This window comes from Bacillus mobilis (genome assembly GCF_001884045.1).
In the GTDB taxonomy this organism is placed as follows: Bacteria; Bacillota; Bacilli; order Bacillales; family Bacillaceae_G; genus Bacillus_A; species Bacillus_A mobilis.
Genome location: NZ_MACF01000055.1, coordinates 26,994 through 42,393, shown reverse-complemented (window position 1 = coordinate 42,393; position 15,400 = coordinate 26,994). Strand labels below are relative to the sequence as shown.

Here is a 15,400-nt window from a genome sequence, read left to right as displayed (position 1 = left end):
ATGAGCAACACGGGGAAAAAGCGACTGTCATTTTTAGATAGGTATTTAACTCTTTGGATTTTCCTTGCAATGGCTGTTGGAATTGGAGTTGGATATCTATCCCCTGGTTTTGTTGAGGGAATGAATAGCTTACAGGTAGGAACTACTTCTATTCCACTTGCCATTGGATTAATTTTAATGATGTATCCTCCACTCGCGAAAGTTCGCTACGAAGAGATGGGGCGAGTTTTTAAAGATGTAAAAGTATTAGTATTATCGTTGGTACAAAACTGGATTATTGGTCCTGTTCTGATGTTTGCTTTAGCTGTTATATTCTTACCGGATAAACCAGAATATATGGTGGGCTTAATTATGATAGGTTTGGCTCGTTGTATAGCGATGGTAATCGTTTGGAATGACTTAGCAAAAGGTGATACAGAATATGCGGCAGGATTAGTAGCATTTAACTCTGTATTCCAAATGTTATTTTTCTCAGTATATGCTTATGTATTTGTAACAGTTATTCCAGAATGGTTAGGAATTGAAGGTGCTGTTGTAGATATAACTATGGCAGAGGTTGCAAAATCAGTGTTTATATATCTAGGAATTCCATTCATCGCAGGAATGCTAACACGCTTGATTTTTGTAAAAACGAAAGGGCGAGAATGGTATGAAAAAGTATTCATTCCAAAGATTAGTCCAATCACTTTAATCGCATTACTATTTACAATCATTGTGATGTTCTCTCTAAAAGGAGAAGTGATTGTTAGCGTACCATTTGATGTTGTACGCATTGCAATTCCATTACTCATTTATTTTGTAATCATGTTCTTTGTCTCTTTCTTTATGGGCAAAAAAATCGGTGCAAGTTACGGTGTATCAACAACATTAGCGTTTACAGCTGGAAGTAATAATTTTGAATTAGCAATTGCGGTAGCTGTAGGTGTATTTGGAATTCAGTCAGGTGCAGCATTTGCAGCAGTTATCGGACCTTTAGTCGAGGTTCCAGTTATGATAGCGCTTGTAAATGTAGCACTTTGGTTTCAGCGTAAATACTTTCAAACACAACCAAAATAATTATTCATAATAAAGGTGGAATTATCATGGAAAACAAAAAAACAATTTACTTCTTATGCACAGGAAACTCATGTCGTAGCCAAATGGCAGAAGCTTGGGGTAAAAAATACTTAGGTGACAAATGGAATGTACTTTCTGCTGGCATTGAGGCACACGGAGTAAATCCGAATGCAATTAAAGCAATGAAAGAAGTAGACATTGATATTACGGATCAAACATCGGATATCATCGATCGTGACATTTTAGATAAAGCAGATTTAGTTGTAACACTTTGTGGTCATGCAAATGACGTATGTCCAACACCACCACCAAATGTAAAACGAGTTCACTGGGGATTTGATGATCCAGCGGGTCAAGAATGGTCTGTATTCCAAAGAGTTCGTGATGAAATTGGCGCACGCATTAAAAAGTATGCTGAAACAGGAGAATAATTGAAAACAAAATAGGCCGAGAATTCTTTCTCGGCTTTTTTATAAAGAAGGGGAGAAATCAGAGATGAAAAAAATTGAAATTTTTGATCCTGCAATGTGTTGTTCTACTGGAGTTTGCGGTCCAAGTGTTGATCCAGAGTTAATTCGTATTTCAGTTGCTGTGAACAACTTGAAGAATAAAGGAATTGATGTGACTCGTTATAATTTAGCAAGTGAACCAGACGCATTTGCCAATAATGGTGTTATCAGTCAACTATTAACAGATAAAGGACCAGACGTGTTACCTGTAACTTTGGTGGATGGAAAAGTAGTAAAAGAAAAAAGTCACCTGACAAATGAAGAACTTACACAATTAACAGATATAACAGAAGAAGAGTTGAGTCAAAAGCCAGTCGTACGTTTAAAGCTAAACGTGAAAAAATAGAGAAAGAAGTGAAAGGCAATGACAAACTTATATAACCCAAACACAATAGCATTCACACCATTTTTGTTCTTTACTGGTAAAGGCGGGGTAGGAAAAACATCTACTGCATGTGCAACAGCTATTACGTTAGCTGATATGGGGAAGAAAGTTTTATTAATAAGTACTGACCCAGCTTCTAATTTACAAGATGTGTTCGAAATAGAACTTACGAATAAACCGAAAGAAATTCCAAGTGTTCCAAATCTACAAGTAGCAAACTTAGATCCTGAAACTGCTGCTCATGAATATAAAGAACGTGTTGTTGGTCCATATCGTGGAAAGCTTCCTGATGCTGTTATTGCAACGATGGAAGAGCAGTTATCTGGTGCTTGCACAGTAGAAATGGCTGCATTTGATGAATTCTCTACGTTACTTACAAATAAAGAATTAACATCAAAATTCGATCACATTATATTTGATACAGCACCAACAGGTCATACGTTACGTCTTCTTCAACTTCCTACGGCTTGGAGTGGTTTCCTGGAAGAAAGTACTCATGGGGCTTCTTGTTTAGGGCCATTAGCAGGACTTGGTGATAAAAAAGAGTTGTATAATCAAACGGTTCAGGCACTATCTAATCCAAACCAAACGATGTTAATGCTTGTTACACGACCGGATAGTTCTCCATTACAAGAAGCAGAACGAGCAGCTCATGAATTAAAAGAAATTGGTGTTAGTAATCAATTTCTACTTGTAAATGGGATTTTGAAAGACTATATGCAAAATGATAATGTCTCAAATGCACTGTTTAAGAGACAATCACGCGCGTTAGAAAACATGGCAGAAGAATTAAAAAATCTTCCTACTTATGAAATTCCATTAGTACCGTTTAATGTTACTGGAATAGAGAATATGAGAAAACTGGTTCAACCAATGGAAAATCTCTTGATTTCAGATGAGGAAGCAAATACCGTCTCTATCCCTTCACTTCAGACATTGATTACTAATCTTTCAGAATCAGGAAAACGAGTAATTTTTACAATGGGAAAAGGTGGTGTCGGAAAGACTACAGTAGCTTCAGCAATTGCAGTTGGTCTGGCTGAAAAAGGGCACCATGTACACCTAACTACAACTGACCCCGCAGCACATATTGATTATGTCATGCATGGAGAACAAGGGAATATTACGGTAAGCCGAATTGATCCAAAAGTAGAAGTTGAAAACTATCGTAAGGAAGTCATAGAGCAAGCAAAAGATACAGTTGATGAAGAAGGTTTAGCGTATCTCGAAGAGGACTTACGTTCTCCTTGTACGGAAGAAATTGCAGTCTTTCGTGCTTTGGCCGATATTGTTGAAAGAGCTAATGATGAAATTGTAGTAATTGATACAGCACCAACAGGTCATACATTATTGTTACTAGATGCAGCACAAACGTATCATAAGGAAATTGCACGTTCTACGGGTGAAGTACCACAGTCTGTGAAAAACTTATTACCACGTTTGCGTAATCCAGAAGAAACAAGCGTTGTAATTGTAACACTTGCAGAAGCAACACCAGTTCATGAAGCAAGCCGTCTACAAGAAGATTTAAAACGTGCGGATATTACTCCGAAATGGTGGGTTATCAATCAAAGTTTTTACGCAACACATACAAGTGACTTTGTGTTAAGAGGAAGAGCACAGTCCGAAATACAGTGGATTCAAGAAGTGCAAAAGGAATCACAAAATAACTGTGTTATTATCCCTTGGCAATCGGAAGATATTGTAGGATATGAGAAACTTAAAGAGTTAGTAAAATAAAACATTTTAATTAGTTACTGTGAAGGGGAGAAATAATAATGAATATTACAGATAAAGCAAAAGAATTTATTGAAAATGCCATGAAAGAAAACGGTGTTTCAACATTACGTTTTACATTTGAGGGTGCTGGATGCTGTGGCCCTAGTTACGGTATTAATTTAGGCGAAGCAGAAGAAAGTGATATCACAGAAACAGTAAATGGTGTTCAAGTCGCTATGGATCCAAAAGTAGCTGAAATTGTTAATACTTTAACTTTAGACTATGTAGAGGATCAACAAGGCGCAGGACTGGTTATCAGTGGCGGATCTAACTGCTGCTAACTAATAATTGAAGGAGATTAACAAACATGACTAACTATCACGAATTAGTAAAAGGAAAAGTATATATTGGTGGAGTAGACGCTATACAAGACGCAGTAAACAAGCACGGGATTACAGAGGTGTTTGATTTACGTGCTGGTGGAGAAGAACCAGAAGGGTTTCCGTCTGGGACTAAACGTCATGCTTATCCAATCGTAGAAGGTGTTGAAGGGCAAGATGAATCAGTAAGAAATGCAATTGCGGCGGTCAAGGAAGCTGTTGAACAAGATAAAAAAGTATTTTTCCATTGTTCTGGTGGACGTAATCGTACAGGTACAGTTGCTACAGGGTTGTTAGTAGAATTAGGGCATGCATCTAATGTGGAAGAAGCTGAACAAAAAGCAAAAGAAATCCGTTCAAGCATTAGTATCAAGCCAGAAATGAAACAAGTGTTAAACCGTTTATACGTATAATATATCTAATCCCTAAAAATTCATATTTTTGGGGATTTTTCTTTAATAAATTATATTCTTTCAAATTAATTTGGTTTAACATTATGTTTAATGGATATTATATAAATCTAAAAAATTTTAGTTTAGACTTTCTTGTCCCAACTAAGTTCCCCAAATGATAGTTTAGACTTTCTTGTCTAATTAGTTTAGAGTTTCATGTCTTTGTACAATTATATACGAAGAATAAAAAAACAGCTATCTATTCTTCACGTTAAATACAATTTTAACGAACAAATGTTCTTGTCGTTTTGAAATCATATTCTATTTACTAATTCGCTTGAAAATTTCATTATGGATGATTCATACGTCATTCATACTATAACATTTACAAACTATTATTTAGTGTTGGGAAAGTAGGACTCTGTACTATAAGGCACTCTTGTATTCATTACCTGATAAATGGTTAACTGATCAGCTAATATTTGTTTTTCACTGGCATGGTATTCTTTAAATACTTGTAGTAAATTGAAGTAGACGGGTGTTTCTTCATAATATAATTCATTGTATGCTTCAATAAGATCTTCGAAATTATACTTCAAACCTTTACTGAAACATACTTTTTCATGTTTAAAACGAGGTTCCTCAAAGTAATCTTTTATTTCATTCCAAGCTGTCTCAATGTCTTTTCCGTCTCGTATTCTAGGAATCATTAAACCACAGAATAGTTGTACAAATGTTTCTGCTTGCAAATATCTTTTTTCTACTTTTTTTGTTTTTTCTTTCATAAAAGGAATTTTCATATTAATTCTCCTCAACTTATAATAAATGACAATAACATCATAACATATAAATAAGACAATACCAACTGTTCGTTAAATCGGAATTTAACGAACAGTTGAGGAAATGTGAGTTAAACTCCCCTCCTATCTTAATGTACTGTACAAAGGCATGAAACTCTAAACTCTCATTTTTGGGACTAGCTTGGGCCAAGAAAATCCAAACTAAAGTTTTATAGATTTACAGAACTAAATACATGTGATCTTGTGTGAACGTATATGTTTAAATACTACGTTACTTTTATTTATAAAAAAGGCATCCTAAGATGCCTATCTATTCTGTAACAAATTTAAATACATAGTACATAAAAAATAGACAAGATAGATAGGCTAGCCTGCCAGCAACGGATTCTCTCATAAATTTCATAAGTATGACTTTGACAAGCAATGCTAAGAATAACGGTATAAATAGTACCATAGCAAGTTTGATCGCTATGTCATTCATTATTGGATTAAATGGTTCGAAATTAATTATAATATTCACTTACCTTTCTCTTATCGTTCTATTTAAAGAATAAAATTATACAAATAAACTCGCTAAAAAGATACCATAAGGTTCCTTCCTCCAACTGAACAATCTTAATTTTAACCGGTTCTTTTGCAAATATAAGACGCATTTCAGGGAACAATCAGGATTCCTACCGAAATTGTTCTTTTTTGTCATATGCATGGCTTCTACTCCTATATAATATTATCCTTTATAACAAAAAAGCACTGCTATGATTTCTAGGAGTATTGAAAATGTTCTATCGTACTAAATTCACTTTATAAATAGAACATATAATAAAAGACCTTGCTACACAAAATAGCAAGGTCTAGATATAGTAAAATAAGCACCTTAGAGATTTATAGGTGCTTTTATTTAAATTCATTTCCACAAAATAAAATGTAAAAAACTAAAAAAGCAAAAAGGACACTTTTTTAGTTTTTTAGCTTCCCAGCACAAATTTGAAAAAAGATTTCAAGCTATCCTTCACTATCTTTAAATTTTCCTCTTAAATTCTTCTCAAAGATAACCCTATTATCTTCCATCTTATTATAAGTTTGAAATAAAGCTTCTCTTTTCTTTTTTCTTACCCTTGGTTCTGGAGGATAACATGACGGACATTTTGCAGCCCCTTCATGTCTAGCTTTGACCATTGCTTTATATTCATGTCCACACTTACCACAAATCCACCATGCTCTTTCGTTACATCTGGTAGATGTCTCCTCTGGTGTTGTTACACCATATACTTCTTTATTCTTTGTAGGATGCCATTCTTTTGCTATTTCTGGGTTATGAAGAGCAATTGACTGTTGATACTTTTCACAAGTTCTACATCCCTTACCATTTTTCACTCTTAAATTTATTTTTTCTCTCCACATATGACCTTCTTTACAAACCCACATTACTTCTTCATTTGAAGTATAAATTGCCTCATATGGATTTCGGAATTTCTGCCGATAACATGTGTCAAAGATACAAAACTCCTTTGCTATCTCTGGATACATTGTTGCTAATGAGTTGTCTTTGCAAACTTTCTTATTTGAACAGTATGGACACACAGTTTTATCATGAAGTCTACTTCTAACAGACTCCTTCCACTCATGACCCTTACCACATATCCACCATCTAACATTCCAATTCTCTTCATCAATCATCTCATTATCAGGTGTTACATCTGCATTTCTTTTGAAATTCCATTGCTTAGATAAATCTGGATCAATACATCTAAGTGATTTAGCTTCTATTTTATTAACATTGTTTAATTTATCTAGCTGCTGCTTTTTCTTCATACACTTTGGACAAAGCTCATCTTCAACTTTCAGCCTATCATTAGGAGTTGATCCCCAAACATGTCCCTCAGAGCACTCCCACCAAATATATTCGTAACTTCCATATGTAATATCTTCAGGATTCAAGTGACCATTCTTGATAGGATGCCATTCACTTAACAGCTTTTTAGAAAGACCTGTATTTATAAGTAAATTAATCATAGTATTCTCACCTCTATTTTTCTGATTCAATCCACCATTTGTCTGCGTTCAATTCTTCTGTAGTCATCTCATACTCATCTAATTTAACAATTTCATTTTCCCTATTAAAAAAGCAAGGCTTTACAAATATAGAAGCATTTCTATAACTATAACTTTCACCTTTATACGCTTCAATTTTAGAAATTTCTAGCTTATAAACATATAATGGATGTGAATATATTTGTCCAACTTTAAAAGTTTTATCACTATTGTTTTCCGAAGAAATCTCTTCAACTATCACTTTACTTGGAGTACCATGGAAATGACTATCCCACATTACGTTTCACCCTAACTTTAAATTTATTTAATTCTATTGTATCAGAATATTCACACGTGCAATTAGGAAAAAGGTATAATTTTATCATTATTTTCATCTATTATAATAAAATAAGTTAAAGATATTACTGGCTAAGTAGTTAAGAGTTTTTTGTCCTATGTTCAAAAGGTTTAGACTTTCATGTCCTGTTATTAAGACATGAAAGTACCTACAAAATTTATAATAATGGCTATTTATCAAAGATTCTTTATAAGTTTTTAGTTTAGAGTTTTTTGGAACTTGATTGGATAAGAAAATCAAGTTCCAAAACTTTATTGATATACAGAACTAAATACATGTAATCTTGTGTGAACGTATAGGCTTAAATACTACATTACTGTTATTTATAAAGAAAAGACATCCTAAGATGTCTTTCTACTCTGTAACAAATTTAAATACATAGTACATAAAAAATAGACAAGATAGATATGCTAGTCTGCCAGCAATCGATTCTCTCATAAATTTCATAAGTATGACTTTGATAAGCAAGGCTAAGAATAACGGTATAAAAAGTACCATAGTAAGTTTGATCGCTATGTCATTTATTGTTGGATTAAATGGTTCAAAATCAATTATAATATTTACTTACCTTTATGCAACTTCTTATTTATATAGTTTAATATAAATAAACTCGCTAAAATGATACCATAAAGTTCCTTTCTCTAACTGAACCACCTTAATTTTAACCGGTTCTGGTGCAAATATGCATGGCCTCTACTCCTATATGATATTACCCTTATATAACCAAAAAAAGCAACGCTATGGACGCTTTAGCCTACATATTCTTCAACTTTACTAAAGATACCATTAATAGATGGAGGGGTATAATTATAATCGTTATCAGTGAACATTAAAAAAGATGATTCCGATTGAATATCGGAACCATCTTTTCCGGGCTTGATTTTTCAGTTTTTTTTTATTAAACTGTCCATTTTAAAGGGTACATTTCAGTTGACTCCGCACCTTTTTAAAAATAATTTATATGAATGTAAATCGCCTTTAACACCACAGTAAAATCTATAATATCAATGTTACATCTTACTACTTTGTATCCCATTTTTCTAAATGGAAGTAGAACAATACCCCATCTTTTGTATTAGTTACACCGTACTTTACATTATGTAAATCTAATATATTTTTTACAATTGAAAGTCCAAGACCCGTTCCACCATATACTCTTTTTCTTGATTTATCCACTCTATAGAATTGATCCCATATTTTATCTATGTTTTCTTCTGCTATATGTGCCCCTTTATTTTCAAACCCTATATATACGTCATGTTGTTTCTCGTTTACATCTATCACAATGGTTCGATTCGCATCTGTATAGCGAATCGCGTTGGTAAACAAGTTTGTTATGACCTGTTCTAACAGATGTGTTTTACCTTTAACACAAACATTATCTATATTTAATTTGATGTGTAGTGATTTTTCTTTAATTTGAACTTGTAAATCTTTTGCTGCCTTTTGAATTAAATTCCCTATATTAACCTGCTCCATCTGTATTTGGTACGTTCCGGATTCATATTTAGCCAAATTCAACATTTCATCTATTAACACATTCATTTTCTCTATTTCTTTTTCTAATGCTTCCCAATAATATTGATTCATTTCAGGCGCGATTCCATCTTGCAGCATAGATGCAGATATTTGCATGACACTGAGTGGCGTTTTTAATTCATGCGAAACGCCTGCAATGAAATCTTTTCGTGTCTGTTCTAATTTTTTCTCTTTTTCTAAGTCTGTTTTTAACTGATTGATATATCCTTCCATTCTTTCTGAGAGTTGATTAATATTAGAGGAAAGCTCACCAATTTCATTTTTTGATTTGATAGAAAGCTTATCTTGAAATTGAAATTGCATTATTTTTTTCGTTGCTTCATTAATTTTTAGTAATGGTTTGGTAATAATTCTTGAATAATATAAACATACAACCAGCGATAGAATCAGCACAAATGCTATAATATATATAATAATCACTCATTACATCTGTCACTTTTGTAATCGGTTGTAACGAAGACAATGTATAAATGAATTCATTTACTTGTCCATTTTGCATGAGTGGTTTTATCGTTTCTAGATACTTGATTCCATCTATACTGATTTCATTCTGAACCCATTCGTCTCCTTGTAATTTCACTTTATCGCTGATCCATTCCGATTGAAATTGCAAAATACGATTTGCAAACACCTCATTACTATACAATGTATTATTCATTTTTGAATTGAAGTAAACTGGGAAATTTATCTCTGTTACAATTCCCTCTAAGAAATAATATTTCTCACTTTCTTCTTTTGAAAAAACCTTCATACCATTTTTAGCACCAGACATCATATATTTATCAATCTGATAATAAGTAGGTGCAACAAAATTTCCATCATAACCTTTTATTCTCAATGTTGTAGGAATCACTATGTCTTTATTCGATCTTTTACTTACTGTATCCATGATAGCTAGTTTAGTCGTTTTATTGAGTAAACTTGTAATTAATATACTGAAATTAGGATCCATATCTTTCTTTGCATTGATTAAATTATTAAACACAACCTTAGAGGATCGACTCGAATCATTTTTATCAACTGTTTTTATATAATGATCTCCTGATGGTAATTTCTTGATATTGGCTTCTTTATCGAGCCTAGCAATCATAATACCCTGCTGATTAGCATACGAGAGTTCCTTCCTCTGGAGTGTATTTTCATCCTGTTTATGAGCTTCATAAAATGTATAGTACCGTTGTAATTGCTTCTGAACATTTTCTTTTTCTTTATCTATATATAAGTATTTCATCACATACATTTGTCCGAAAAAGATAGCTGCGATAATCATGCAACATAGTAAAAAGGTAAGAGAAAATAACTGAAACACAATCTTCTTTCTCATCATTTTTCTACCTCAAATTTATAACCCGTACGAACAACTGTAATAATGTGTTTTGCTTTCTCACCAAGTTTTAATCGTACATTACGCATATGTGCAGTTAGTGTTTTATCATCTCCATCATAATCGTATCCCCAAATATTTGTGATTAACTGCTCTCTTGATAGTACTTGTTCCTTGTGTTGCATTAAAGAGTGTAAAATTTCATATTCTGTATGTGTAAAATCTATTTTTTGTCCATCTATTGAAACAGAACGTGCTGATTTATCTAAGCGAATACCACATAAATTAATACAGTCCTGATATTGTACTTGTTGATTTGTATCTTTGAACAAACGTTTTGCTCTCGCTAATAAAATAGACGGTTTAAATGGTTTTGTTACATAATCGTCTGCCCCAAGTTCAAATCCAAGTAACGTATCATCTTCATCACTTCGTGCCGTTAATAGGATAATAGGAACATTAGAATTCTTTCGAATACGTCTACACACTGACCATCCATCCATTAATGGGAGCATAATATCCAAAATAACTAAACTGATATTATGCTCTTGTTCAGCAAACAAATCTAGCCCAATTTGACCATCTTCCGCTGTAATTACTTCATATCCATCATGCGAGAAATAATGGGCTACAGTCTCTCGGATAATCTGTTCATCTTCAACTATTAAAACTTTTTTCATCTCTATTCTCATCCAATCTACGTTCGTTTTACATTGAAACTGTCATCGCTTGTCTTCCCATTTGAATCCAGGCTTGTTCAAAACTATTCCGATCAATTGCTCTGTGTTTGTCCTTCTTTAGTGGATCGTTAATATATACATATTGTTCATCATAATCGGTCACAACGACACTATGCTGGTGATATGTCACTTTCATTTCTCCTGCATCTGTACGCCATGTATAAAATTCATCATCAGGTAACCGTTTAAAACGGGCATTTGTTAATACCCATACAGGTTGCCCTCTGTCTATCGCCTCATATATTTGCTGAGGTTCTTTGTGACTTAGATCCTTCACTTTCTCTTCTGAAACATACTCCTTTGCCAATTCTAAAATCGGCTCTACATAAACACCTAGTCCAGGTTTATCAAATGTAGCTATATCCCCAATAAACCCTTTGTGCATATTCCCCTTTATACCCTTTCCCTGAAATGGTACAGACTTTATCTTTGCAGCGAGTTCCATCTTATCGACTTGTACACCTGAAAATTGCAACACCATAGCAAGGCTCGTTACTTCACAACCTCTCATCAATTCTGGTTTTTGTAGAATCAGCGGCACATCCAATGGCCTTACTATCACTTTTTCTTGCTCTATGGGCCTATTTTCTTTTTCAAGTACCTTTTCTGATTCTACTGATTCATTTCTCATATATTCTACTTCTGATTTTGCATTCTCCTCTTGTGGTATTGCAGGTTGTATTTTAGTAAATATAGGAATATCACCATGTGACATACCAATGTTTGTATTTAATACTGATAGTGTAAATACAAACAGGGTTGTTTTTCTAAATGGATTCATCATTATCTCTCCTCGATGCTTTATAAGGAGAGTGTAATTTGTTTATATTTAGATAAAATCATATTTATAGAAAGACAAAGTAAAATTCATATCAAGATTATATAAAGATAATTGCTTTACGTATTAATCTTATGTGCTACAAATATTGCTTTCAACAAGCAATATTTAACTTCTTTAAGTTCACGTTCTAATTTTTCGTACTTTGCAAAAAGTCCTCGAATTCTTTTCATTAAAGTATAATCTTCGAGATTTTAGGTATGTGGTTTGATTATTATTTACAAATCCTATTGCTATATGGTAATTACTATTTATCAACAATTATTTGTGAGATTTTAGTTTAGACTTTTATGTCTTTCTACACTTGTACATGGACATAAAATAGATACTTTTTAGAAGAGAAAGTATCCATTTTCATGAATATCTTTTGTTACTTATGTAGAATTAAATTTTAGTTGAATTTCACATTTAATTAGGTTTTACTATTTAGTTTTGTTTCAAATGCAGTTAAATTAGTTGAAGCCTTACTAAAATTTGGTTCAGAAAGTTGTTTAGGTCTTCGTACTTCTGTCTTCTATTGGAGCTACACCTTGTATCTCTTGTAATATAGAATTTGCTACATTTTCTCTATAAAATTCTTCAACTATATTTTTCAAATAAATACAATTTCTTTATTCCTTGAATAAAATCAATAACTCGGCATACAATACCTCTGCATCGAGCAGTTAGACTGGGCTAACTGCTCTTTTATTGAATAAATTTTTAGGGCATGTTAACAATATAGGTAATCCAAGTTTGAATACGAATAAACATTGTATTCATAGTATTTACTAGAGCAGTTAGTTTTTTCTAGCTGCCTTTTTGAGTTTTTCCGAATAAAATTCTAAATTATGTGTTCACGAGTAATAATGGTAGATAAAGAAATAGGAATTCATCATTTATTTAGTTGAGTGGATATGCAGGGGAATTTACTCCGTTATTGGATAAGGACGGAAAGTCAATGTTAAAACTATATATTCGAATAAAACAATTTATATTATTCAACTATATGGTAGCTTTAGTTTCACAAGGAAATAAACAACTTTATTATCTGTTTTGATTTCAGAAGTAAAGCTGAACTTAACTTTTTTAAAAGGAGATACTACAATTTAAGCAGTGCCTCCTTTACGTTTTTATAAGTGAGTTTTAATGACCTTATTGTTTCTATTCATTATGTCCAATGCTATAGATGGGCTGATGCAGCTTGAATTCACAGTGACTTCTTTAATTTTGTTTTTCCTTTTCTTCTAGGAATGAGCAGTTAGTTTTCTGCTGAATGCTCTTTTATATTAACTTGTTTGTCATCATATATTACGGATATGTAGCTATTAACTCATAGGGTCTTCTTTTAAAGAGCACTTGTACCTAGTGCTCTTTTTAGTTTCCTTATTTAGCTCACTTTTAATTTTACATAATATTTTTAATTCCGTTTATACTATAGTTGTAACTTTAAGTTACAACGTATTGTGGGTATCGTTATTGTTGGACAATAAAGCAGTTAGTTCATTGAGCTAGCTGCTTTATTATTTAAATAATAACAACATTAAACCTCTCCCTATAAATTGTTATTCATAACATCATTAGTTACTATATTTTAGTTTTATTTCCCACTTTTCCAGCATATTCTTTAAGAAGGGTGTTTAGCTAAAAAAGTTACCTCCTTATCGATGAGCACTCACTTATGTAGTGCTCCTTTTCATGCTGTACAATTCTGTTTTACTTGTATAATTATATATAGTTTCTTTTTTGAACCTCCCACATTCTTTTTTACAAGTTGCAATGAAACAGTTAGCTTTTTTCTAACTATCCTGTTTTTATTTTTCACTTTTTAGTTAAACGTACATATATTAACTTTGAACAATGGCCAATAGGATACTTAACCTACCTCTCTAAGAGCACATTTATATCTGTGCTCTTTTTTGAGTCACTTTAAAATAACGATTTTGTTTAGTTATCATTTGATTAATCATATTTAAAATTTTTTAACATATCTTAATTTTAATCAGGAATTACACTACCCCCCAGTAGATCTGTAGTTCCTGTAATTGAGCCTATAACTCTGATTAGAACCTGTTATAAACAACAGGTTCTATTTATGGTCATTCTTCATCCCCATCGTTGCGATAGGTAAGACTTTGAAGTTATCTCCATCTTTTGCGCCACTTAACACTGTACGTGCGAAATTCACTACATTCAAACACCTCTAGGCTACATTAAGCAATACAAACTTTATTAATGTATTCATTTCTAGCTTGAAGATAAAAAAATTCATGATTCCACATATTTATATTCTCTATCCATTTTGGATACTTTAAAAATGGATACTTATTTTATACATATTTTACTTGTATGATTTTAATCAAAATGTGAGGTGGTCGTTTATGATAAAAGGCTATGCAGCATTGCTTATTATAGATGTACAAGTGGGTTCATTTAAAGAAGAAAGAATGCTATATAAAGGAATTGAATTATTAAAAAACATTCAATTGTTAATCCATAAAGCTCGTACTGTCCAAGCGCCTATTTTTTACATGAAGTTTAATGGGAAAACAGGATCTTTATTAGAGCATGGAAATCCGGAATGGGCAATTCATGAATCTGTAGCTCCACTATCTGAAGATATCGTTCTTGAAAAAAACCACCCTGATTCATTTCATGAAACAAGTCTTCAACAAGAATTGAATAAAAGGGACATCGAACACATTGTGATTACAGGCGTTCAGTCTGAAATATGTATAGATGCGACGTGTCGACGTGCATATAGCTTAGGGTATGATGTTACTCTTGTTGAAGATGGGCATAGTACATATGACACTACATTATTATCGGCATCCCAAATTATTAAGCATCATAACGATATAATAGGTGAATGGTTTGCTGATTTGAAAAAAGCTCAGATAATTGAATTTTAATTAATCTTGAATAGGTTTTTCTTGATAGATATAGTACGAATCATTTAAATTTAGCTAAGGTATTAATCCTGTTTCCTATTATTAAATATATGTTTTACTGTATGCGATAATGTAATAATTATATTCTAATAATTAAATGCCCCTTTTAGGGCTACAGACACACCGTTATTAAGTAACAAAAAGCTTATTTTTTTCATTTTGGGGTAATTCTAAATTCTTAAGTTGATGGGCATGTGGTGCTATCCAAAAGTCAAAATAAACAAAATAGAGGAACAAATGCAGTTTTATAAATCAATGTTTGTGTCCCTGGAGTTTCCTTTAATGTTAATATTAACTGATTTAAAAATAGCCCTTGTTACTATTAAATTCCTTCCAATGATTAAGGAAGGAATTTATAGTTCAATTATACATGTTCCTTTTGATTGTTTATATGCATAT

General features: G+C 32.5%; 13 protein-coding genes and 1 pseudogene. 7 read left to right on the top strand and 7 right to left on the bottom strand.

The window, feature by feature from the left end; all coding sequences use genetic code 11:
• The 6 genes from arsB (at window position 1) to BAQ44_RS08940 (ending at window position 4,462) form a co-directional block, all read left to right on the top strand.
• Entirely contained in the window at window positions 1-1,056 is a 1,056-nt protein-coding gene (gene arsB, locus BAQ44_RS08965) for an ACR3 family arsenite efflux transporter (protein WP_000072358.1), read from the top strand.
• 26 nt (window positions 1,057-1,082) lie between these two features.
• Complete coding sequence (gene arsC, locus BAQ44_RS08960; RefSeq protein ID WP_071721507.1) at window positions 1,083-1,487, top strand: arsenate reductase (thioredoxin); 405 nt, start codon at window positions 1,083-1,085, stop codon at window positions 1,485-1,487.
• A 64-nt stretch (window positions 1,488-1,551) separates the two neighbouring features.
• Window positions 1,552-1,911 carry an arsenite efflux transporter metallochaperone ArsD gene (gene arsD / locus BAQ44_RS08955; RefSeq protein ID WP_000717835.1) on the top strand — a complete coding sequence of 120 codons (360 nt, stop codon included), beginning with the start codon at window positions 1,552-1,554 and terminating at the stop codon, window positions 1,909-1,911.
• A gap of 18 nt (window positions 1,912-1,929) precedes the next feature.
• Window positions 1,930-3,690 (top strand): arsenical pump-driving ATPase, encoded by a 1,761-nt coding sequence (arsA, locus tag BAQ44_RS08950; RefSeq protein ID WP_000183539.1) that lies wholly within the window; start codon window positions 1,930-1,932, stop codon window positions 3,688-3,690.
• 38 nt (window positions 3,691-3,728) lie between these two features.
• Window positions 3,729-4,010 (top strand): HesB/IscA family protein, encoded by a 282-nt coding sequence (locus BAQ44_RS08945; protein WP_001027741.1) that lies wholly within the window; start codon window positions 3,729-3,731, stop codon window positions 4,008-4,010.
• A 26-nt stretch (window positions 4,011-4,036) separates the two neighbouring features.
• Complete coding sequence (locus BAQ44_RS08940) at window positions 4,037-4,462, top strand: protein-tyrosine phosphatase family protein (protein WP_000186246.1); 426 nt, start codon at window positions 4,037-4,039, stop codon at window positions 4,460-4,462.
• A gap of 374 nt (window positions 4,463-4,836) precedes the next feature.
• Here BAQ44_RS08940 and BAQ44_RS08935 read toward each other — a convergent pair whose 3' ends face one another.
• The 7 genes and pseudogenes from BAQ44_RS08935 to BAQ44_RS08905 all read right to left on the bottom strand — a co-directional run bounded on the left by BAQ44_RS08935 (window position 4,837) and on the right by BAQ44_RS08905 (window position 12,017).
• Window positions 4,837-5,241: a hypothetical protein gene (locus tag BAQ44_RS08935; RefSeq protein WP_000701128.1), complete on the bottom strand. Its 405-nt coding sequence runs from the start codon at window positions 5,239-5,241 to the stop codon at window positions 4,837-4,839.
• Between the two features lie 310 nt (window positions 5,242-5,551).
• Window positions 5,552-5,761, bottom strand: coding sequence for a hypothetical protein (locus tag BAQ44_RS31365; RefSeq protein ID WP_001021329.1), 210 nt, complete (start codon window positions 5,759-5,761; stop codon window positions 5,552-5,554).
• A gap of 482 nt (window positions 5,762-6,243) precedes the next feature.
• Complete coding sequence (locus tag BAQ44_RS08925) at window positions 6,244-7,254, bottom strand: zinc-ribbon domain-containing protein (protein ID WP_000609152.1); 1,011 nt, start codon at window positions 7,252-7,254, stop codon at window positions 6,244-6,246.
• A gap of 13 nt (window positions 7,255-7,267) precedes the next feature.
• Window positions 7,268-7,570, bottom strand: coding sequence for a hypothetical protein (locus BAQ44_RS08920; RefSeq protein ID WP_000263523.1), 303 nt, complete (start codon window positions 7,568-7,570; stop codon window positions 7,268-7,270).
• Window positions 7,571-8,650: 1,080 nt separating this feature from the next.
• Window positions 8,651-10,493: pseudogene (locus BAQ44_RS08915) on the bottom strand (sensor histidine kinase).
• Window positions 10,493-11,173 (bottom strand): response regulator transcription factor, encoded by a 681-nt coding sequence (locus BAQ44_RS08910; RefSeq protein WP_000756749.1) that lies wholly within the window; start codon window positions 11,171-11,173, stop codon window positions 10,493-10,495. The pseudogene BAQ44_RS08915 and the gene BAQ44_RS08910 overlap by 1 nt, the downstream one beginning before the upstream one ends.
• 28 nt (window positions 11,174-11,201) lie before the next feature.
• Window positions 11,202-12,017, bottom strand: a complete 816-nt coding sequence (locus BAQ44_RS08905) for a C39 family peptidase (RefSeq protein ID WP_001997354.1) — start codon at window positions 12,015-12,017, stop codon at window positions 11,202-11,204.
• A gap of 2,414 nt (window positions 12,018-14,431) precedes the next feature.
• Between BAQ44_RS08905 and BAQ44_RS08900 the strand changes: the two genes are divergently transcribed.
• The gene (locus BAQ44_RS08900; protein ID WP_000589748.1) at window positions 14,432-14,962 is read left to right on the top strand and encodes a cysteine hydrolase family protein; all 531 of its coding nucleotides are present in this window, start codon (window positions 14,432-14,434) and stop codon (window positions 14,960-14,962) included.
• Window positions 14,963-15,400: the final 438 nt, after the last annotated feature.

Coding starts and splice junctions, on each gene's coding strand:
- arsB (WP_000072358.1), top strand. CDS start 1: ATGAGCAACACGGGGAAAAAGCGACTGTCATTTTTAGATAGGTATTTA.
- arsC (WP_071721507.1), top strand. CDS start 1,083: ATGGAAAACAAAAAAACAATTTACTTCTTATGCACAGGAAACTCATGT.
- arsD (WP_000717835.1), top strand. CDS start 1,552: ATGAAAAAAATTGAAATTTTTGATCCTGCAATGTGTTGTTCTACTGGA.
- arsA (WP_000183539.1), top strand. CDS start 1,930: ATGACAAACTTATATAACCCAAACACAATAGCATTCACACCATTTTTG.
- BAQ44_RS08945 (WP_001027741.1), top strand. CDS start 3,729: ATGAATATTACAGATAAAGCAAAAGAATTTATTGAAAATGCCATGAAA.
- BAQ44_RS08940 (WP_000186246.1), top strand. CDS start 4,037: ATGACTAACTATCACGAATTAGTAAAAGGAAAAGTATATATTGGTGGA.
- BAQ44_RS08935 (WP_000701128.1), bottom strand. CDS start 5,241: ATGAAAATTCCTTTTATGAAAGAAAAAACAAAAAAAGTAGAAAAAAGA.
- BAQ44_RS08925 (WP_000609152.1), bottom strand. CDS start 7,254: ATGATTAATTTACTTATAAATACAGGTCTTTCTAAAAAGCTGTTAAGT.
- BAQ44_RS08920 (WP_000263523.1), bottom strand. CDS start 7,570: ATGTGGGATAGTCATTTCCATGGTACTCCAAGTAAAGTGATAGTTGAA.
- BAQ44_RS08910 (WP_000756749.1), bottom strand. CDS start 11,173: ATGAAAAAAGTTTTAATAGTTGAAGATGAACAGATTATCCGAGAGACT.
- BAQ44_RS08905 (WP_001997354.1), bottom strand. CDS start 12,017: ATGATGAATCCATTTAGAAAAACAACCCTGTTTGTATTTACACTATCA.
- BAQ44_RS08900 (WP_000589748.1), top strand. CDS start 14,432: ATGATAAAAGGCTATGCAGCATTGCTTATTATAGATGTACAAGTGGGT.